Here is a 20,087-nt window from a genome sequence, read left to right on the forward strand (position 1 = left end):
GCCAGAACAAGGGCCATGGAAGGGGCTTTTATACCCAACTTACTTACATTTTGCCATCTCTAACCGTACGAGACCGCTATGCAAGAAAATACTTTACCGTCCGGTCAACTATTGCCTTGCGTTTTTTACCTCACCCATTTAGGTTAAGAACCATGGGACGAACCAGCGATGCCAAAGAGCGCCTACTACAAAGCGGCGCCACACTTTTTCACACAAAAGGCTACCAAGCGGTAGGTGTGCAGGAGATCTGCACCCACGCGAACGTAAAAAAAGGCAGTTTTTACTATTTTTTCTCCACCAAACGGGATCTTGCCGTGACCATACTGGAGGAGCAAACCAACCAATTTCAGCCTTTTCTTAAAAAGACCTTAGCCACAGCAGGTAGCCGAGCGGATAAAGTGGAAGCCCTATTTGAAGCGGCCAGCAACATGCAGGCAGCGTATTTGGCAGAAACACAACAGATTCCAGGCTGCCCAGTGGGCAACTTGGCTTTAGAGATGAGCCCCCATGATAACACGCTGCGTCAGGCCGTTGGGGAAAGCCTCAGCCGTTTTAGCCGCACCATCCAAACCGCCTTGCTAGAGGCTGACCCGAACACTCCAACAGCCAGCCAACAGGCAGAAGCGGTGGTTGCACTACTGGAAGGGGCTCTCATGCTGGCTAAAAACCAAAATGATCCAGAACGCATACGTCAAATGATCCCTTTTGCACGGCAGTTAGTACAATGAGTGGTTGAGGTACTTTATTTGTTTTTTTGTTGACCGACCGTCCAACTATTTGCGCCGCAAATCATATCCAGACCGATAGACTTAACCAAACAAGCCCCTAAGGGAGAGAAAGATGCCTCATTTTCCATTAATTACCCAAGCGGGTGACGATCCGATCCTTAAAACACTTTACGCTGAGGTCGAGCAGATGATGGGGGAGATCCCGCTTCCCATTCAACTTTTCGCCCACAGCCCTCAGATGGCCTTAACCTTAATGACAGGCATGAAACCCTTTTTTAGGCACCCAACCCTCTCAGCACCTTTTTTAACCTGGACCCGCTATTTGATCGCCAAACACAGCCACTGCAGCTACTGCGTGGATGTTAATGCTGGCATGCTTTTAGAAATAGGGGTTAGCCAGACACAGCTGATAGAAGCCTGGGAAGATCTCGACAAAACATCACTTGATGAACGGGAGCAGCCTTTGTTGAAGGCCGTCATTCAAGCCATTCAAGATCAAAAGGCGCTTAGCCAACAACAGACCGATCACCTTATCGCTCTCGGGTGGTCTAAAAAGGAGCTGGTTGAAGCGATGACCCATGCGGGTCTCTCTCAAATGCTGGACCTGGTGGTCAACGCCTTTGAAGTTCAATAATCGGCGGTAGAAGGGGCGAGACAACGCCCCTTCTTGTTACGCCTCAGGACAGAGCCATGTCGCATCGCCATAGGAGTAAAAACGGTAGCCATGCTCAATGGCATGCTTATAATCACGGGCCAAACGTTCTCGGCCAACAAAAGCCCCGACCAACATTAAGAGTGTCGATTTTGGCAGGTGAAAATTGGTAATCATGCGATCTACGACCTGAAACTCATAACCAGGCCGTATAAACAGTCGCGTCTCACCACAACTGGGTTGCAACACCCCTTGATGATCTACCGATGATTCCAAAGTACGGACCGCGGTTGTACCCACAGCGATCACACGTCCACCTTGCGCCTTAGCTTGGTTAATGCGCGCAACCGTCTGCGCTTCCAGCTCCCGCCACTCGGCATGCATGTGGTGCTCGTCCAGGTTTTCTACCCGTACCGGCTGAAAGGTACCAAGCCCTACATGCAAGGTCACATGACACCACCCCACCCCTTTTTCATGTAGTTGACTCAACAAGGCCTGGGTAAAGTGTAGACCAGCCGTGGGTGCCGCCACGGCACCATCACGACGGGCAAAAACGGTTTGATAACGACTCTTATCCTGGTCTGCATCCGACCCGGTAATATAGGGGGGAAGCGGCATCTGGCCATAGACTGTCATGGCTTCAGACTCGGAGATATTCTGTGTATGCAGGGCAACCAGAACCTGCCCTTCATCACATCGCTGCACAATTTCTGCATAAAAATCCGGGCCAAAATCCACACGCTGGCCCACTTTTAGTGGCTTGTTACTGCGGGTCATCGCCCGCCATAAAGGCGGCTGAGCAGGGTCGGGCTTGAGCAGAAAAATTTCCACCCGTCCCCCACTCGGCTTGTGGCCAAGCAACCGAGCGGGGATGACACGGGTATCGTTAAGAACCAACAGATCACCAGGCTGACAAAGCTCTAAGACCGAATCAAACCGGCCATCTTCCACACCAGACGAACGGCTAAGCAAAAGACGCGCATGATCTCTCGGCTCCATGGGCCGTTGGGCGATATGGCTTTCAGGTAGGTGATAATCGTAATGGGTAAGTTGATCCCCATCACCAGGAAAAAAAGGGGTCTCAGACATGGGGCAACCTTAAGGTGATCATTCGATAAGGGCGCAGCTTAACGTTATTCTGGGTGAAGATCAAAAACTTGCATAGGCTTTTATGGGCTATGCTCCATCTGAGCGATGATCAAGGGGGATCCATATCATATTCCTCAACCCAGCGAAGGGAGAAGATCACAAACAATGTGGCAGGGTACCCTGTTGCCAATCGAGCTTTTCTATCCCAGCGCTATCCACACAAAAACGCAAACTCCCGGATTGATCCGTACGAAAAATTTCAGCGCCTGCCTGCTGCCAACGCGCCACCACATCTGGTTTAGGAAATCCCCAGTGGTTACCAAGCCCGACCGAAAAGATGACCTGTTCCGCATCAATAGCCTGGATAAATTCAGGGGAGCTTGAGGTTCGACTGCCATGGTGCGGCCCCATACTCCAGTCCACATTATTTAACCAACCGGCCTCCACCAGAGTTTTTTCTCCCTGCTTTTCGATATCTCCTGGAAACAGCAGCCGCTGCCCTTGGTAGGCAATTTCAACCACTAAGGAGCCATCATTGGCATCGTCACCTAACTGTTGGGCATCCGGGTGACCAACACGCCACGTCACACCCCCGGATTGGGTTTCATACCCCCGAGCCAGATAACGTATGTTCACCCCCCGTTGAGCAGCTTGATCCAACAACTGTTGTAGATCCCAGCGTACGGGCTCTGCTTCTGGGCGTCGCGGCAACCAAAGCTCATGCACCCTAAAGTTTTGCACAAGCCGAGCGGCCCCAGCCATATGGTCCCGCTGGGCATGACTCACCACCACACGCTTAAGCTCGGTAACCCCCCGGTCCCACAAAAAGCCCGAAAGCACCTGCTCTCCCACATGAAAATGCGTGCTGATCACCCCCCCAGCATCCAACACACTCCATTCCCCTGCCCCATCCCGAACCAGTACCGATTGTGCCTGCCCAACCTCGAGCACATTGACTTCCATACGCGCAACAGATGCCGATCCACGGGGCCAGAACACCAACAGCATGCCAACCATCAATAAAGGTGCTCGACGCCGCCACCCAACCACCATAAAGGCTAAAACCATGATTATCAGGTAGACCCATAACACCTCACGATCCATACCCACACTACGCCACCAGGCTGCTGGGGCACTCTGCACCTGTTCAACCAACCACTGTACAGGCCACAATAACAGACCTGTCAGTTTAAGAAACCCAAGCGCCACCGTGGGCCAAAGAGGATAAAACAGCACAGCCAGCAGACCCGCCGGTACCACCAAAAAACTGACCCAAGGTATGGCCATAAGATTAAGCCCAACACCATATAAGGCGATGCGATGAAACAGAGCCGATACCACAGGCCCAGTCACCACACCCAGCAGCACGGAGGCTTTGACTGTGGTGAGCAATGAATGCAGCCAACGCTGCATCGCACTCTGATCTTGGGGCTCGGGCGGTAACAAGGTGCGGGCTAAAACTGGAGCCAGTTCAGGGCCTGGTGGAACAAACATTCCCAACAAGACAACTACGCAGAGAAAAGAGAGCTGAAACCCCGCACTAAACAGATCCCAAGGCGCCCAGAGCAAAATCACCAAAGCCGCCACCAGCAGAGCCCGCCAAGGCTGGTGCCAACGCCCACTCCCCAGCGCCAGCAGTAACACCACCGCCATAATCACAGCCCGCTGGCTAGATATTCCCCACCCCGCCAAGTAGCCATAAGCAACAACCCCAGGTAGAGACAACAGCGCGGCCATGGGCTTAATATCCCAACGTGCCACCCATCTTAAACGGCGGCTCAACAACCAACGCCAGAGTTGAAACAACCCCGCGGCGACCAACCCCACGTGCAACCCGGAGATGGCCACCAAATGGTAGATACCTGCAACCTGCCATTGCTCTTTCAAGGACAGATCCATAGCATCCCGCTGGCCAATCAACAGGGCCTGAGCCAAGGGGGCTACTTTAGGGGCCAGCTGTTCATCAATCCATAGACTGATCTGGTAACGAAAAGCATTCCACCTATAACCATGGCCTTGATCGAGAATGGTAACAGGGCGATTACTATACCCGGTTAGTTCCACACCTTGACGCCTAAGCCATAGCCCATAGTCAAAACCACCAGGCACACGAAAACCCTGGGCCGGTCGCATTTTAGCCACAAGCCGAACACGATCACCCGGCATGGCTGCTGTCTGCTGTTTATACAGATTAACCCACACGGAACCTGGCTGACTTTTGTTCTCAATAACCACCTGGCTTAACTGCAGACGTGCCGCACGCCCACGTTGACTACGGTGGGTAATAACCCCCTCAACCTCCACCCCATGCCGCCAACGCTCCGGCCATGTTTTGGTTTCAGGGTACCCCCGTTGATGCATATTAAAAAAACCCACCAACACACCCAGAACCACCATAAACCACATCATCTTGGACGCTTTGCTCAACCACAACCGTCCAATAATCAATGATATCAGTAATACTACTGAGGGCAAAAGCGCCTCTTTAGAGGCCAGAAATATGCCTATAACCATCGAAAATAAAAAGACAACACCCCTACTTATAGAAGTAGATTCTCTAGGGACATAAGACAAAAGAGTGTTGCCTACAGCCTTAATAGGATTTATCATTAGCTTGCTTGAGGGGGCATATTTATATGGTCAATGTCGGGAAGTGAGAGATGCAGATCTGGATTCCCTTCCACTGGACCTGGAGAAAAGCTGATGGGCAAACATGCAAGACCGCTGCTCAGAATGAACACCCTGATCTTTGTAGGCGGTTTTTTAATCATGCTCTGGACCCTGTTTGGTATTATAGAGGTAGGTAGCATTATCTCTGACGATGCCGCTATGGGACCGGTAGTCGCTGCTGTTATCATTATCCTACCCATTTTTATCATTTTGGGGCTTGTCTACTATATGGCTCACGTTAAAAAATGTGAGGCCTGCGGTAAAATTCTTTGGTGGCGCTGCGGACCGGATGAAGATTGTCGTAATTAAGCCTGCCTATAGGGATGAAACCACCCCAAAACGACACCTAAAACAGTATGCAGACAGATTGAAAACCCCAACCGCCCTATTTCTTGACCTAGGGCGGTTTTTTTACACTTCACACATACACTAAAAAGAATATTCTAATAAACGCTATATTTTCGAAGGTTATTCGTAATATCAGCCCATGTTTTCCAAAATCACCTCTATTTCTAGTCATTTTTTTCTGAAACACCCCACATACATGCTTGCAAGGACCTTTTGCGCCGCTACAATTGAAACACAATAGTAACATGCAGTAATGAGTTAAACCTTCATTTTCCGTACGAAAAACAAGGAAGGGGAACCACAGCAGCGCGGTTTTACGAAACCCAATAACAGCTGGGTTAACACCTTTCTATTGTCAGCTTCAGGTGGAGAGAAAAACTTATGAGCGACGTTAAAGTCTACCCCGTTGCCCCCGAATTCGCCTCTAAGGCATTGGTCAACGAGGAAAAGTATCAAGAGATGTACAAGCGTTCCATCGATGATCCTGCCGCCTTTTGGGCAGAGCAGGCCGAAGAGCGTATCGATTGGTTCAAGAAGTGGGACAACGTCCTGGATTTTGATCTGCGCAAAGGTAATATCAAGTGGTTTGAAGGGGGCAAGCTGAACGTCTCCTACAACTGTATTGACCGTCACCTGGAGAAGCGCGGTGATCAAACCGCCATTATCTGGGAAGGTGATGACCCCAACAGTGACAAAAAAATCACCTACAATGAGCTCTCCGCTCAGGTCAACAAGTTTGCCAACGCCCTGAAGGCCCGTGGCGTTAAAAAGGGCGATCGTGTTTGCATTTATATGCCCATGATTGTTGAGGCCGCCTATACCATGCTGGCCTGCACCCGTATTGGTGCCGTTCACTCCATCGTCTTTGGTGGTTTCTCACCCGACGCCCTGCGTGATCGTATTCTTGATGCTGACTGTCGTGTCGTGGTTACCGCAGATGGTGGCATGCGTGGATCCAAGAAGATCCCTCTGCGCAAGAATGTTGAAAAAGCGCTGGAATCCTGCCCCAACGTGCACACCTGCTTTGTGGTACAAGACACCAAGCTGGATATTCAGTGGACCGAAGGCCGTGACGTCTGGTATCACGAAGCTATTGCCGATGCCAGCACCGAGTGTGCGCCTGAAGAGATGGATGCTGAAGATCCTCTGTTCATTCTCTACACCTCTGGCTCTACCGGCCAGCCTAAAGGTGTTTTGCACACCACCGGTGGCTACATTCTGTATGCCTCCATCACCCATCAGTATATCTTTGATTATCAAGATGGTGATGTCTACTGGTGTACGGCTGACGTTGGTTGGATTACTGGTCACTCCTACATTCTGTATGGACCACTTGCCAACGGCGCTACCACATTGATGTTTGAGGGTGTACCTACCTATCCTGACGCTTCCCGCTTCTGGCAAGTTGTGGACAAGCACCAGGTTAGCATTTTCTACACCGCACCAACCGCCATCCGCTCCATCATGAGCCAAGGCGATGAGCTGGTGAAGGGCACCTCCCGTAAGTCACTGCGTGTCTTGGGTACTGTGGGTGAGCCCATCAACCCTGAGGCGTGGGAATGGTACTACAATGTTGTGGGTGAAGGTCGTTGCCCCATCGTAGATACCTGGTGGCAGACCGAGACCGGCGGCATTCTTATTACACCGCTACCTGGTGCAACCCCGCTGAAGCCCGGTTCAGCCACCCGTCCCTTCTTTGGTCTGAACCCCAAGGTTCTCTCCAATGAAGGCAAAGAGATCGATGGTCCTTGCGAAGGTATTCTGGTCTTTGATCATCCATGGCCGGGTATGATGCGTACGGTCTATGGTGACCATGACCGTTTCATTAATACCTACTTTGCCAACTACCCCGGTTACTACTTCTGTGGTGATGGCTGCCGTCGTGATGAAGATGGCTACTACTGGATTACCGGTCGTGTGGATGACGTGATCAACGTGTCTGGCCACCGTCTGGGTACAGCTGAAGTTGAAAGTGCCCTGGTATTACATGATCAAGTGGCTGAAGCTGCTGTTGTTGGCATGCCTCATGAGATCAAAGGTCAGGGCATCTATGCTTATGTTACTTTGATGGCCGGCGTTGAAGCTTCTGATGAGATGAAAATTGAGCTGGTTAAGTTGGTGCGTAAAGAGATTGGCCCCATCGCTACCATCGATGCCATCCAGTTTGCACCCGGTCTACCCAAGACCCGCTCTGGTAAGATCATGCGCCGCATCCTGCGCAAGATTGCAGCAGATGAAGTAGATAGCCTGGGTGATACTTCTACCCTGGCTGATCCTTCGGTTGTGCAGAACCTGATCGACAACAAAGCCAACTAAGTTACCGTTGCTTTGCTGAAAAAAAGAGGGTGGTCACACACTGTGTGGCCACCTTTTTTTTATGGCTTAGAGCATGGCTTGTTGTGATAGCACCCCACCTGAACAAACAACCCTGCTACCTATGAGGCACCACATCTTAACCAGGATACGGGGCACCTCAACCACTTGGCACAAGAGCACACAAGCACCCCTACGGCACCCGCCCCTCCTGGCAAAAACTCATTGAGTGGGAACAACACGCCCTGCCCACCGTGCCTCCTTGCGTGCACACGGGCTTAAGCGATCTTAGCGCCCTTCTTGACACCTAATATGAGGTGTATGGTTAGATCAGGGTGCATCCATTGAGAGTCAGCACCTGTCACCAGAGTTTAAACCTAAGTAACAAGGTACAAGCCGTAGGCTAACACCCTTTTTATGGTTACCAGCCACTTTAAGGTCGATCTCAAAAGATCTCACGCCAGAGATCTTTTACCGTGTAGAACAGCCCTTTTGTGGCTCAAATCTAGGCAAAAACTCGAAAATCTTACATTTTTTTTCACTTCATCCTAATTTTGCTCTGTTTTTACTGGCATATCAGGCGTGAGAGGCGTATAGAATTGGGTTTAGATGTTTTGATCCCTAATTTTTCTGTCAGGAGACTTACCATGGCCAAGAAGACCGCCACCCTGGCTCTGGCCGCCGCCATGCTGCTTGGTGGCTGCGCCACGATGAGCCCCGAAGATCAAGCCAAACTGGATAAAGCCATTGCGACTGCAGAGCGTGCTTCTGCGACTGCCAGCTCTGCTCAGGCCGATGCAACTGCGGCTCGTGCTGAAGCTGAAAAAGCCAAGCAGGAAGCTGCTGCTGCTTGGAGTGCTGCCGAAAAGGCTAAGATGGAAGCTACGAAAGCTGGTAGCTCCGCTGAAAAGAGCAAGCGCATGTTTGAGCACAACATGCACAAGTAAGTTTGGCGTTCAGCTATCCTTACTGTTGATAAAAAAGCCCGCCTTTATGGCGGGCTTTTTTGTAGGTAACATCTCTCGTTTAGCCTGCCATAAAGGCGTACCCGCCTCTTATACAGGGCCAGCGTGTAGCCTGACCACTCTTTAGGAGTGGTCAGCCAACATGCCCTCAAACATCAACAACGACCAGAGTGGCATTGAGAAGTCATGCTTTTTCTTACGGTGACGCTCTAACATCCAGTCGATCCACCGGGGGTGAAACAACCCAGACTCGGTTATATGCTTGGAGCTTAAACGGTCCTCCAAACGCTCTTGCAAGGGGCCGCGCAGCCACTGGGCCAAAGGCACATTAAAACCCTGCTTAGGTCGGTATACCGTCGAAGCGGGCACCTTTTGGGCCGCCAATTTTTTTAACAGATATTTACCTTGCCCACTTTGCAGTTTTAAATGCCAAGGTACTTTTCCAGCCCACGTCACCACACGGTGATCCAGCAGTGGTACCCGTACTTCCAACCCCACAGCCATACTGGCCCGATCCACTTTGGTTAATACCCGGCCAGCCAAGAAGGTTTTGTAATCCAGATAAAGCATACGGTCATGAAAAGGCAGATCGGAAGGTAGCCGTTCATTTAACCGCTGAAAGTGCTGCATGGGATGATAGTCCAGCAACATCAGATCAGGAGATAACAGCCCCTGCCCCATACGGGTATCCATGATCGAAGCCCCACGGTACAACCCTTCCAGTGGCCCCTCTCCTAACGCCTGGAAACTACTTTTGGCGCGCAACCATTTGGGCGCCCAATCCATTTTTGGATAGAGCACCCCCATAGGGCCAAAAACACCCCGCCGCACCCAGTTCGGCACCCGCTGCCTAACCGCCTGTTCTGCCATAAAAAAGCGGTAGCGGCTGTAGCCAGCAAAATTCTCATCCCCACCATCACCCGAAAGAACCACTTTCACCGATTGCCGTGCAGCTTCACACACCAAAAATGTGGGCCAAGCCGAACTGTCTGCAAAGGGTTCATCATAAATACCCGGCAGGCGATCCAACCGATCAAGGTCCAGAGGATCGGCTTCCAACAGGGTATGATCAACCTTAAGATGCTGGGCAACCTGCTGGGCATACGTGCTCTCATCTTCAGGAGCTCCATCAAACCCAACCGTAAGTGCCTCGACAGGATCCCCCTTTTGCGCCGCCATAAAAGCGGTGATTAAGGAAGAATCAACCCCCCCTGAGAGAAAGGCCCCCACCGGCACATCCGCCAAGCGATGGCTCTGCACCGTCTCCTCAAGCAGCTCATTCAACTCTGATAAAGCTCTGGCCTCATCCCAAGGCTGTGGATCAAAGCTCAGATCCCAATATTGACGCATGGACCATTTACCACTCCCTTTATGAAACGTGGCACAAAATCCTGGCTCAAGCTTTTTAACACTCTGATAGATGCTATGAGGATCTGGAATATACCCAAAGGCGAAATAATCCATCACACCACGGGGATCGATGCTGCGCTCCAAGCTCGGGTGTGCGGTGAGCGCCTTAAGCTCGGAACCTAACAGCAACCAGCCATCGGGTGTAAAGCCATAATAGAGGGGTTTAATCCCCAGACGGTCCCGAGCAACAAAGAGCTGCGCCTGGTTGCGATCCCAAATGGCAAAAGCAAACATGCCCTGCAAATGGTCCACACAATCCGGCCCCCACTGCTCCCAGGCATGCACCAAGACCTCGGTATCACTACGGGTTTGGAACTGATGACCCAACCCTTTAAGCCGTGTCATCAAGGAGGGAAAGTTATAGATCTCACCATTAAAAACCACCGCCACAGAGCGATCTTCATTCCAAAGTGGCTGGGCACCACCCGCCAGATCAATAATGGAGAGTCGCCGATGCCCCAAGCCAACCCCAGCTTCCCGGTGCATGCCTTCTCCATCAGGGCCCCGGTGAGCAAGGGCTGAGGTCATGGCAGCCAAATGGTCGGCATCCGGTATACGGCTACCTGTCACATCAAGGATTGCGCTGAGTCCACACATCGGGCCCCCATCGTCTGGTACTTTTACGGCTAAGATGTTTAAGCAATAAACCCGGCGGCATCCGTAACCAATGGGCACGGATGTACATAAAGAAACGGGCAGGTATATCCAACGTCTCTTCCCGGCCAACGGCCCGTAAACGTGGGGTAAAAAGACGGGTCATCAGGCGGTTCATAAAAGAACGGATTGGGGCTGGCGGGGCATCCGCCTGACTGGCCTCTAACACCGACTGGGGAATGGGGGTATCCAGCAACTGATGGCATTGATAAAGGGCGTAATAGAGGGGTCGCCCTAGGTCCAGACGCTCTGCCCGAGGCACCAACGCCTCCCAAAACCCTTTTTGTGCCTCACCAAAATGGCACAGCATCAGGTGGATATCGACCAAGCCACGCAGGCCATGGTGTAGATCCTCCTGGAACAGGTGCACCACGGCATGCAACACCATATCGGTAGGCCGTAGCACCAACAGCCCCCGATATTGTGGTTCAACATCCTCACCCAACAGATCCGCCGCCGCCCACAACGCCCCTACATCAGGCTTTAACCGACTGGTTAGGGGTAAAATGGTGTGGTGAATATCCAGCTCAACATTACGTTTGGTATGGATTAATGGTGGAATTTCATGCATCCACTGCCGGTAGTAGTGCTGATCATAGGCATCCATTTTAATGCCCTCCCACCCTTGAGCCAGCAGCGCCTGCTCCACCGGCTCAACATCTTGCCGCGGGAGCATAATATCGACATCGGCTACCAAGCGCCCACGGGCATTCGGAAGGTCTAAAATGGCATATGCTGCCCCTTTGAGTAGCATTAGCGGATAATGCAGGTGCCGTAAGGAGCGGCGGATACGGTTGACTTCCCACAACAACATACGCCGACGATCATCGGCATAGGCCATGGCCGGTAAAAAGACACCTTGAAGATCCTCTGGCATGGCCGACCAATGGCCCATAGCCTGTAAACGGGCCCCCACATGGGCCAACAACCCCTCAATACGTAGCAGACGCAACAGGGGCTCTTGCTGAGCAGGGGGTAGTGTCAGGAGGTATTCGGGTTGGCGCAACACAGCCAACAGCTCTGAACCGTCATTCATGCCCCCCCCTCATCAGCCATTTGGGTCAATACAGACACCGCTTCTTCCAAATTACTATAGGGCATCTCAAATGCCAGGGTGTTTTGTGCCAGTGCCGCCACACTCTGAAAAGCAGGCGCTCCTAGCGTTTCATAATTAAACGCCCCTCCAGCCAAGCGGGGAAACACCTGCTCCGGCGACAACGGATAGAGCTTTAGAGCGGCCCCTTTTTGATAACGGGGAAAGATAATCCAGCGAGCCTGCGCCCCTTCATCCATACGGTCAATGGCTTCATGGGAAGGTTTAAGGTGGGCCACGGTACCTTTTCGGGTATTAGGAAATAGCGGGCCCAAAGCGGCATCTGGTGCAAAATGACGGATCACATCAATGGAGTCATTTTTTAAGGCGATAGCTTTGGGCATTGGCTTAGCCAAGGCACTGTTTGGCTCAAACACCCCAAATTCATCGGAAAAAAGTCGCCAGCCACGCTGGCTTAAAGCGGCTGTGAGGGTACTTTTGCCAAAGCCTGGAAAACCGGGCAGGACCAGTGCAAAGCCGTTGCGCTCCAGAACACCGGCATGTAGCAACAATTTATGCACAAAGCGGGTGGTAAAAAGAAAATTCAACCCCCACTCAAGATGAGGTTCCGCATGATCCAAGGGGAAGGGAAGAAAAGGGGTCGGACCATCCACCCAAAGACGAACCTGAGGACGCAACCAACGACGCAAACCCGGCTCGCGTCTTAAGGCACCATGGCAAGCCGTCACCCCTTCACCCACTTCATGGATAGGGGCGTGGGGATAGACCCTCTGCAACCACGCGGCAATCTGCGGGACATCGCTGTACAAATGATATAGGGCCGGGCCTAAACGCCAGCGCAACCCTTCACCCCGTAATTTTTGGGTCAGCACCGGCTGACTCACATCACCCAGCCTCATGGCTGCATCGGGGCGATAATGCCCAGGGTATCAAGTTCCCATAACAGACGGATAAGCCCATCGCGGGTTTCTGAGGCTTCTTCCTCTTGCAAGCCAAGGCTCTCCATCAACGGGGTTAGCCCCATGGGTTGCCTGCTCAACTGTTCGATAATGTGATAAGCGGATTCGTGAAGAAAGTGCGTACAGCCATTGAGAGGGTTATAGAGCACATAGCTCTCACCCACCACACACCACTGAGGGGGTTGACCCACCGTGAGATACCACGGTTTTTCAGCCCAGGCAGGAAATCCCTGCAGGGTAACCGGCAGAGGATCCAGGGGAAGATCAGACATGGCGATCAGGTCGCCAATGAGGTCCAGCAGGAGCCTTTAACCAACCAGTGGGTACCATCGTTCCCCCACCCTGTGGTCGCGTTATCATCCACATTATCCACACTACCGGTACCATCCACAAAAACCAGACAGTCATCTGTCTGATCCACACTGGATGCGGAGTCGGTTAAATGGACATCACGCCCACCTGAAGAGTTATCAAACTCACTACGGTCTTTGACAATATAGCTGTTCCAGGTGTTATCGTTGACCCCGCTATCGTCCACCGTATCATGCACACAGCGGTAGCCACCAAAGGGCGAACCGGTAAAGTTTTGGCGAACACCTGTTCCCTCTTTAAAACAGCCCGCGTAATTACTCCCCCCAGCCAGGGCCGCACCAGGGCGCAGGGTCATCACCATAGGTGCACACAACGCCAACCCTTTGATCAGCTTACGCCGACGCAGACGCTGCTGCTCCTCTACGGATGGCACCTGCTGAGTATCTGTTGTCGATGCCCCTTGATCAGGACTCTTCTCAGATATTTCTTTACCCTCACCCGCCATGGAACTCTCTCCAACCCTTAAGGCCAAATTCTATTTCAACACACCGCCAGCCACACAGGGCTTTGCCGTGCAATAGTATATTTTACGCCGATTTGCCGTCTGCCGCTATGGGAATCTTCCCCACTTTGCGTTTACATAGGTTTAGCCAAAAAGTTGGTCATACGCATCCACAGCTTTTGGCCAACCAAAATGCTGTTCAGCCCACTGGCGACAGAGCACACCTTGTGTTTGCCGCAACGCGGCTCTCGGTTGCTCGATATAAGCCTGCAAAGCTGTGGCCAAAGCGTGAGCATCCCCTGGTGGCACCAACGTACCATACTGGTCACCCTTCACCAGATCTGGAACCCCACCGACCGCGGAAGCCACAATGGGCGCGCCACACGCCATGGCCTCTAACACGGTCAAAGGCGTTCCTTCAGCCAACGAGGGTAGAACAAACAGATCTGCTGCAGCCACCAGGGGTGCCACATCTTCATGAGTGCCCAAAAACTGCACCGCAGTTTCTAAGTGAAACCGATTAACTTGATTTTCCAAGCGCTGTCGCTCAGGGCCATCCCCAACCAGCGCCAGCTTGAATGCACCTAACACACCTTGATCTTTAAGAATTTTCAACGCATTAAGCAAGTTGGCTTGATCTTTTACCGGCCACAAACGCCCCACACAAAGCGCAATGGTATCCGCCCCACTCCACCCCCCCAAACGCTCCAGCAGCGCACGGTCAGCCTGATCTGGATGAAAACGATCCAGATCCACCCCGTTGCTAATGGGCCGAACCTTGTGTGCAGAAATCTTGAGTGGACCCTCCAACCAACGGGCCAAATCCCTACTCACGGGTACCCAATGATGGATCAACGGGTTGAGTAGCCGCCTTAATAAACGGTATTTGGGGTTGCGACCTTCAAGATCATAACTGTCCCGGCCATGCTCGGCATGGATACGCCTGGGCACCCCAGCCAGCCATGCGGGTAACTGCCCCTCAATGGTTGCCAAATTACAACTGTGCACCACATCGGGCTTAATCTGCCGTAATAGGGTATAAAGCCGCCACCAAACCCCCAAATCCTTACCCGGCTGCTTATTCAGGGCATAAAAAGCCACATCCTGAGCGTTCACACGCTGGGAGAAATCTGTAATCTCGGTCAGTGCGACCACCGTATGCTGGTAGCGCTCCACAGGCAAGCGGTGGATCAGCTCAACCAAAACCGACTCCAACCCCCCCACATCAAATCGGTGAACAAGATGGCAGATATGGCGACGGCTCACAGCAACGCTTCCAACTTATCCATAACCGGGGCGATATTGGCCGACCAGTTGTAGTGTTCTTGCACACAACGCCGACCCGCCGCCCCACTCACAACGGCTTGCTGAGGCTGGCTTAACAGCGTATGGGCCTGTTCAACCATCCCTTCAACACCATCGGCAACCCATTGGGTGGTTTCAGGGTAACTGGTTAAGCCATCCATCGCCTGGGGGGTGGCCAAAACCGCTTTGCCCATGGCCATCGCCTCCAACACCTTATTTTGTGTGCCCCGCGCGGTAAGCAAGGGGGCCACAGCAAAAGCCGCATGGGCTATATAGGGCCGCACATCCGGCACCCGCCCTGTAACCATAACCCCTGGTTGTTCGGCCAACTTTACAACCTCATCAGCGGGTTTGGCACCCACGATGGCCAACTGCACATTTGGATGGCGCTGGCGTAAAGTTGGAAAAACCCGCTGGGCAAACCACACCATCGCTTGAATATTGGGCCAATAATCCATCATACCGGTAAAAACCAGTACTGAGCCGCCCTCGGTATAGGGGTTTTCATAGGGCTGGTCTGGATCAAACTTTTGCAGATCCACCCCATTATCATAGTGGTGTACGCTTCCATGACGGTCCGGGTGTAAGACCCGAAAATGCTCGGCCTCTTTCTGGTTCACAAAATAGGAGGCCTCGACCCGGTCGGAAATGATCTTCTCCTCCCACTCCAGGCGCTCCCCTTCCCGTTGATATAGCCAGCGCATAACCCCTGTTTTTTCCTGGGCATATTGCCGCCATTTGTCGGAGTCTACATCCACAAAATCCATAATGATGGGCTGGTCATGGTGGGCAACATATTGTGCCATGGGCGAAGAGTAACAGACCGTTGCATCCACCTGCCCCGCTGCAAACAGGGACTCAACCCAGCCACGCATGCGACGACTGCGGTAATAGGGCATGCTTAAGGCCTCCCCCCGTAACAGACCACGCAGGGAGGCAGGTTTGGCCCGCTTGGGATCCAGCGGTACCAAATGACAGGCTCCCTGAATTTGCGCGGCCAGATCCTGGGCATATTGCCAGTCATGGGGATCATCCACAAACGCACCAATGGATACATGGTGGCGGGCCGCCAGTTCCAGCAACAGATGATAGGCTCGCACCTTATCCCCTTTGTTGGGTGGATAAGGAATGCGGTGTACTAAAAAAAGTATGTTAGCCATACATCATCATCCCAAACTTCGGGCCAACACAGGCCCCAAACGGTTGGCCACAGTGATAGGAAGGCGCTTCCATAAGGCTATAAACCGTTGATATTTTGGATTAAGAGGATTCAAGTCCGGTAATGCACGACTATGGTACAGATGGTACCCATAATAGAGTGGTGTGGCTTCAAAGCCATAAAACCGTTTAAATGCATACGCCCCTGTACCCACTTTGCTCCGGCCAAAGTCAAACACTCGGCGACCCTGGGCAGCTGCTCGGTTCATCAAATCATAGTACATATAGGGGTACGCACCGACCTTACGTGCAGCAGGTAGCGCCCCCCCATAATAGGGCAGTACCTGATCCTTAAAATAGAAGCTCATGACACCACTAACCGCACGCCCTTGGTGCTCAAGTACCGTCATTTCACACCGATCTGCAAAGATCTTTTTTAAATGATGAAAATGCCCACGGGGAAACACCGGCGTGCCCAAGTTACGCAGACTCACGGCATACAGCTCATAGCAGGGGTCCGGGTCTTCCATCACCCGGCTCACCAAACCAGACTTAATACCCCGTCGAACCTCAGCACGCTGCTTGCGCGGAATGGCCTTCAGATTGGCCTGGGCATCCTCACTTATGGCCTTTTTAAAGGTGGCATAGAGCGGCTTGGGTACCCACTGGGTATCTAGCGGGGTGGTATTACGCAGCTCCAAATGTGCAACATTCAGACGAGCGGTTAAATCACGTGCGGCATCCAATAAGGCTGTCACAACCCCATGATCTTCAGCCACCACCCCCCCATAGACACAAAAAGGGGTGGAGATTAGGGCATCATCAAACAGGCGGCTCTGCACCCGGGCCAGGGGTAAAACCCCCACCACACACCCTGCTCTCCGGGCATAAAGATAGTAGCTCTTATGTCCGTAGAGATCTTCCAACAACTGCTGCCAGCCACTTAAATGAAAAAAAGTCCCCGCTGGGGCCTGCTCAACATAAGCATCCCACTGCTGGGCATCCTTTACTTCATCTGGGCGCAACCAGTGTAGAGTTACCCCACTAGCCATGGGCTATCTCCTGAGCAAAAACCCGATCCATCCGGTCCCAACGAAAGTCGGTCAATAGCTGCTGCAAGCGGCCTTCGGTACGACGTAAATTCAGATAGTGCCGAAAGCGCGATTTCCACCCAGGCCCTGAGACCCGTGGTTGATCGGGATCCACCTCCCAGGGGTGGCAATAAAAGACCACCGGCTTCTCATCATGCTCCGCAACCCGCTGCAAGGCCCAACGGGTAAGATCATAGGGCAAAAGCCGAAACCAACCACCACCACCACAGGGGAACCGGCGAGCGCCCAAGGTCACCGTCGCCGGTGGTATCTCGATCACACCATCCGCATGAGGATGGTGGGCAAAACGCGGGGCTTTGGGCATGCCATAAAGATCATGGGCAATAGGATATATGCTGGAGCTGTAGCGGTGTCCGGTCTGTTTAAGCAGGGGAAGTGCCCAGAGTGTTTGAGCATGGATCGAGTACGTTGAGGCACGGTAACCCCGTACCTGCACCCCACCAACATCTTCCAGAAGATGCTTGGTACGGATAATGTCCTGACGAAAAGTTTCAGGTTCCTGCCGGTCTACACGGATATGGCTGTAACCATGACTGGCCAACTCATGCCCCTGCTGAACAATACGCTGCACCAAGGCCGGATAGCGCTCGGCCACCCAACCCAGTGTAAAGAAGGTCCCTTTAACACCAGCGTGATCCAGCAAGGCTAAAATTCGGTCGGTATTGGCCACCACACGGTGTTCAAAGTCATCCCATTGTGAAGCTTTAACCCACGCTTCAAAGCCACAAACTTGGAAATAATCTTCAACATCCACACTGAAAGCATGCGTCAAGGTATTCATCATTCACCCCTAACCAAGGGTGCGGTACCACTGTTTTAATTGATCGGCAATACGGCCTGCGGCCTGGCCATCCCACAGTTCGGGAATACGCCCAGCTTTTCCGCCATTTTGCATGATCTGATTAAAAGCTTCCGATATTTTATCGGCATCCTGCCCCACCATGGTATTGGTCCCATGGGTGACCGTAATGGGACGTTCGGTATTTTCCCGCAGTGTAATACAGGGAATGCCCAACGCGGTGGTCTCCTCCTGAATGCCACCAGAGTCCGTCAGTACAACCCGTGCCCGGGACATTAAGCCCAGCATCTCGAGATAACCCACCGGAGGAAGTGTCACAATATGGGGGGTTTGATCCACCAGCTCTTGCAAGCCAGCCGCTTCCATTTGCCCACGGGTACGGGGATGAACCGGAAAAAGCAACGGCAGCTGTTCACTGATCTCTTTGAGGGTACGCAACAGACGCTCTAACACCACAGGATCATCCACATTGGATGGCCGGTGCAGCGTAATCAAGCCGTAGTCCCCTTTGTTTAAAGAGACCCCTTCAGGCAACGAAAAACGCTGTTTTAAATGCTCTGCCGTTGCGGCGCGGGGCAGTAAGCGCAGCAACGTATCAATCATGACATTACCCACAAAGTGGACTTTGGCGGCATCAATCCCCTCACGGGTCAAGTTGGCCTCAGCATCACGCTCTGTGGTAAACAGAAAGTCAGAGATCTGGTCGGTGAGAATACGGTTAATCTCTTCAGGCATGCGGCGGTCATTACTGCGCAGACCAGCTTCAACATGGATAACAGGAATACTCTTTTTAACGGCGACCAAAGCGGTCGCGATGGTTGAGTTAACATCCCCCACCACCAAGATCGCAGCAGCCCCATGCTCATCAATGACCTGTTCAAAACGCTGCATCACCAGGGCGGTTTGCACCGCATGGCTACCCGAGCCCACCTCCAGATCGACATCTGGTTCAGGGATGGAAAGCTGGTCAAAGAAGGCGTGCTTCATGGCCGCATCATAGTGCTGACCTGTATGGATCAACATGGTTGGCAAAGCGTTCGGCTCTGCTTGCAACGCCGGAAGAACCGAGGCCATTTTCATAAAGTTGGGGCGGGCCCCGACCACGCAGAGAATGGGTTTACCCTGTTGCATGTCACCCCCTCAATTGGACACTTTATCCATCACCAATAATCTGGTCTCAGACCGAGAACGGCTTATCCCCCCAACAGTCGTTGGAAGAAGCCTTTCTTCTTTTTGGTCTCACTACCATAGCCACCGTAACCACCATAGCCACCGTAACCACCATAGCCGCCATAACCACCATAGCCGCCATAACCACCATAGCTGCCGTAACTGCTGCTACTGCGCATTCGAGCCTTATTGAGCACCAACCCCACGATCTCTAAATTATCCAAATAGTTCAGAGCATCCTTAACCGCAAAGCGCGGGGTATTATCCGCTTCAACCACCATAACAATCTGTCCCATATTACGGGCCAGTTCGCGGGCTTCTGTGGTTACCAACAGCGGGGGGGAGTCAAACACAATGATACGGTTGGGATCTTTGGCCAACTCCAGCAGTAACAGACGCATGTTCTCACTGGCCAACAGCTCTGTCGCGTGGTGATGACGCCGCCCAGAGGGTAACAGCATAAGTTTGGGAACATTGGTACGGATCAGAATCTTATGATAATCATCAATGTTACCTAACAGATGATCAATCAACCCCTCTTTGGATTTAAAACCCAAGATCCGACTCACCGAAGGTTTGGCCACATCGCCATCCACCAACAGTACCGTTTTATCCATCTCTGCGGCCAAGCTCATGGCCAGATTAATGGCGGTAAAGGTCTTCCCCTCTTTAGGGAAAGCACTGGTGACCATAATCATGTTGTTATTACGGCCAGTGTGGGGGTCGATACCCTGTTGGGTATTTAGCAACAAAGGACGTTTAACCACACGAAACTCTTCGGCTCGGAAACTCCGACCGATATCCGGGGTTAAGATGCCTTTGGCCTTTAATTTCTCAAAGTCCAGTACAACCTTCTTGCGCACTCGATCTTCAGCTGACATGCGAGA

The 20,087-nt window shown here is 52.3% G+C and carries 18 protein-coding genes; 5 read left to right on the top strand and 13 right to left on the bottom strand.

What is annotated here, in order from left to right; genetic code table 11:
* Positions 1-152 precede the first annotated feature (152 nt).
* Together V5T57_RS14755 and V5T57_RS14760 are read left to right on the top strand one after the other, a co-directional pair.
* Positions 153-728, top strand: coding sequence for a TetR/AcrR family transcriptional regulator (locus V5T57_RS14755; protein ID WP_332892006.1), 576 nt, complete (start codon positions 153-155; stop codon positions 726-728).
* A 112-nt stretch (positions 729-840) separates the two neighbouring features.
* Complete coding sequence (locus V5T57_RS14760; RefSeq protein ID WP_332892007.1) at positions 841-1,362, top strand: carboxymuconolactone decarboxylase family protein; 522 nt, start codon at positions 841-843, stop codon at positions 1,360-1,362.
* 36 nt (positions 1,363-1,398) lie between these two features.
* Here the strand turns inward: V5T57_RS14760 and queA are convergent, their stop codons facing one another.
* Both queA and V5T57_RS14770 read right to left on the bottom strand, forming a co-directional pair.
* Complete coding sequence (gene queA / locus V5T57_RS14765; protein WP_332892008.1) at positions 1,399-2,469, bottom strand: tRNA preQ1(34) S-adenosylmethionine ribosyltransferase-isomerase QueA; 1,071 nt, start codon at positions 2,467-2,469, stop codon at positions 1,399-1,401.
* A 156-nt stretch (positions 2,470-2,625) separates the two neighbouring features.
* Entirely contained in the window at positions 2,626-5,079 is a 2,454-nt protein-coding gene (locus V5T57_RS14770) for a DNA internalization-related competence protein ComEC/Rec2 (RefSeq protein ID WP_332892009.1), read from the bottom strand.
* 93 nt (positions 5,080-5,172) lie between these two features.
* Here V5T57_RS14770 and V5T57_RS14775 point away from each other — a divergent pair, with 93 nt between their 5' ends.
* The 3 genes from V5T57_RS14775 (at position 5,173) to V5T57_RS14785 (ending at position 8,747) form a co-directional block, all read left to right on the top strand.
* Entirely contained in the window at positions 5,173-5,448 is a 276-nt protein-coding gene (locus V5T57_RS14775; protein ID WP_332892010.1) for a hypothetical protein, read from the top strand.
* Between the two features lie 420 nt (positions 5,449-5,868).
* The gene (gene acs / locus V5T57_RS14780; protein ID WP_332892011.1) at positions 5,869-7,803 is read left to right on the top strand and encodes an acetate--CoA ligase; all 1,935 of its coding nucleotides are present in this window, start codon (positions 5,869-5,871) and stop codon (positions 7,801-7,803) included.
* 644 nt (positions 7,804-8,447) lie between these two features.
* Positions 8,448-8,747 (top strand): alanine-zipper protein, encoded by a 300-nt coding sequence (locus V5T57_RS14785; protein ID WP_332892012.1) that lies wholly within the window; start codon positions 8,448-8,450, stop codon positions 8,745-8,747.
* A 141-nt stretch (positions 8,748-8,888) separates the two neighbouring features.
* Here V5T57_RS14785 and V5T57_RS14790 read toward each other — a convergent pair whose 3' ends face one another.
* The 11 genes from V5T57_RS14790 to V5T57_RS14840 form a co-directional block, all read right to left on the bottom strand.
* The gene (locus tag V5T57_RS14790; RefSeq protein ID WP_332892013.1) at positions 8,889-10,772 is read right to left on the bottom strand and encodes an XrtA/PEP-CTERM system amidotransferase; all 1,884 of its coding nucleotides are present in this window, start codon (positions 10,770-10,772) and stop codon (positions 8,889-8,891) included.
* Positions 10,747-11,865, bottom strand: coding sequence for a nucleotidyltransferase domain-containing protein (locus tag V5T57_RS14795; protein WP_332892014.1), 1,119 nt, complete (start codon positions 11,863-11,865; stop codon positions 10,747-10,749). Before V5T57_RS14795 ends, V5T57_RS14790 begins: the two co-directional genes overlap by 26 nt.
* Positions 11,862-12,767: an HprK-related kinase A gene (locus tag V5T57_RS14800; protein ID WP_332892015.1), complete on the bottom strand. Its 906-nt coding sequence runs from the start codon at positions 12,765-12,767 to the stop codon at positions 11,862-11,864. Before V5T57_RS14800 ends, V5T57_RS14795 begins: the two co-directional genes overlap by 4 nt.
* Before the next feature lie 11 nt (positions 12,768-12,778).
* Positions 12,779-13,114 (bottom strand): HPr-rel-A system PqqD family peptide chaperone, encoded by a 336-nt coding sequence (locus tag V5T57_RS14805; RefSeq protein WP_332892016.1) that lies wholly within the window; start codon positions 13,112-13,114, stop codon positions 12,779-12,781.
* 5 nt (positions 13,115-13,119) lie between these two features.
* Complete coding sequence (locus tag V5T57_RS14810) at positions 13,120-13,659, bottom strand: hypothetical protein (RefSeq protein ID WP_332892017.1); 540 nt, start codon at positions 13,657-13,659, stop codon at positions 13,120-13,122.
* Between the two features lie 141 nt (positions 13,660-13,800).
* Positions 13,801-14,922: a TIGR03088 family PEP-CTERM/XrtA system glycosyltransferase gene (locus V5T57_RS14815; protein WP_332892018.1), complete on the bottom strand. Its 1,122-nt coding sequence runs from the start codon at positions 14,920-14,922 to the stop codon at positions 13,801-13,803.
* On the bottom strand, positions 14,919-16,121 hold the full coding sequence (locus tag V5T57_RS14820) for a TIGR03087 family PEP-CTERM/XrtA system glycosyltransferase (protein ID WP_332892019.1): 1,203 nt from the start codon (positions 16,119-16,121) through the stop codon (positions 14,919-14,921). Before V5T57_RS14820 ends, V5T57_RS14815 begins: the two co-directional genes overlap by 4 nt.
* A gap of 6 nt (positions 16,122-16,127) precedes the next feature.
* Positions 16,128-17,171 carry a FemAB family XrtA/PEP-CTERM system-associated protein gene (locus V5T57_RS14825; RefSeq protein WP_332892020.1) on the bottom strand — a complete coding sequence of 348 codons (1,044 nt, stop codon included), beginning with the start codon at positions 17,169-17,171 and terminating at the stop codon, positions 16,128-16,130.
* Positions 17,164-18,015, bottom strand: a complete 852-nt coding sequence (locus V5T57_RS14830; protein WP_442918222.1) for an XrtA system polysaccharide deacetylase — start codon at positions 18,013-18,015, stop codon at positions 17,164-17,166. Before V5T57_RS14830 ends, V5T57_RS14825 begins: the two co-directional genes overlap by 8 nt.
* 6 nt (positions 18,016-18,021) lie before the next feature.
* Positions 18,022-19,161 carry a non-hydrolyzing UDP-N-acetylglucosamine 2-epimerase gene (wecB, locus tag V5T57_RS14835; protein ID WP_332892022.1) on the bottom strand — a complete coding sequence of 380 codons (1,140 nt, stop codon included), beginning with the start codon at positions 19,159-19,161 and terminating at the stop codon, positions 18,022-18,024.
* A 62-nt stretch (positions 19,162-19,223) separates the two neighbouring features.
* Positions 19,224-20,081: an XrtA-associated tyrosine autokinase gene (locus V5T57_RS14840; RefSeq protein WP_332892023.1), complete on the bottom strand. Its 858-nt coding sequence runs from the start codon at positions 20,079-20,081 to the stop codon at positions 19,224-19,226.
* Positions 20,082-20,087: the final 6 nt, after the last annotated feature.

Source organism: Magnetococcus sp. PR-3 (genome assembly GCF_036689865.1).
In the GTDB taxonomy this organism is placed as follows: Bacteria; Pseudomonadota; Magnetococcia; order Magnetococcales; family Magnetococcaceae; genus Magnetococcus.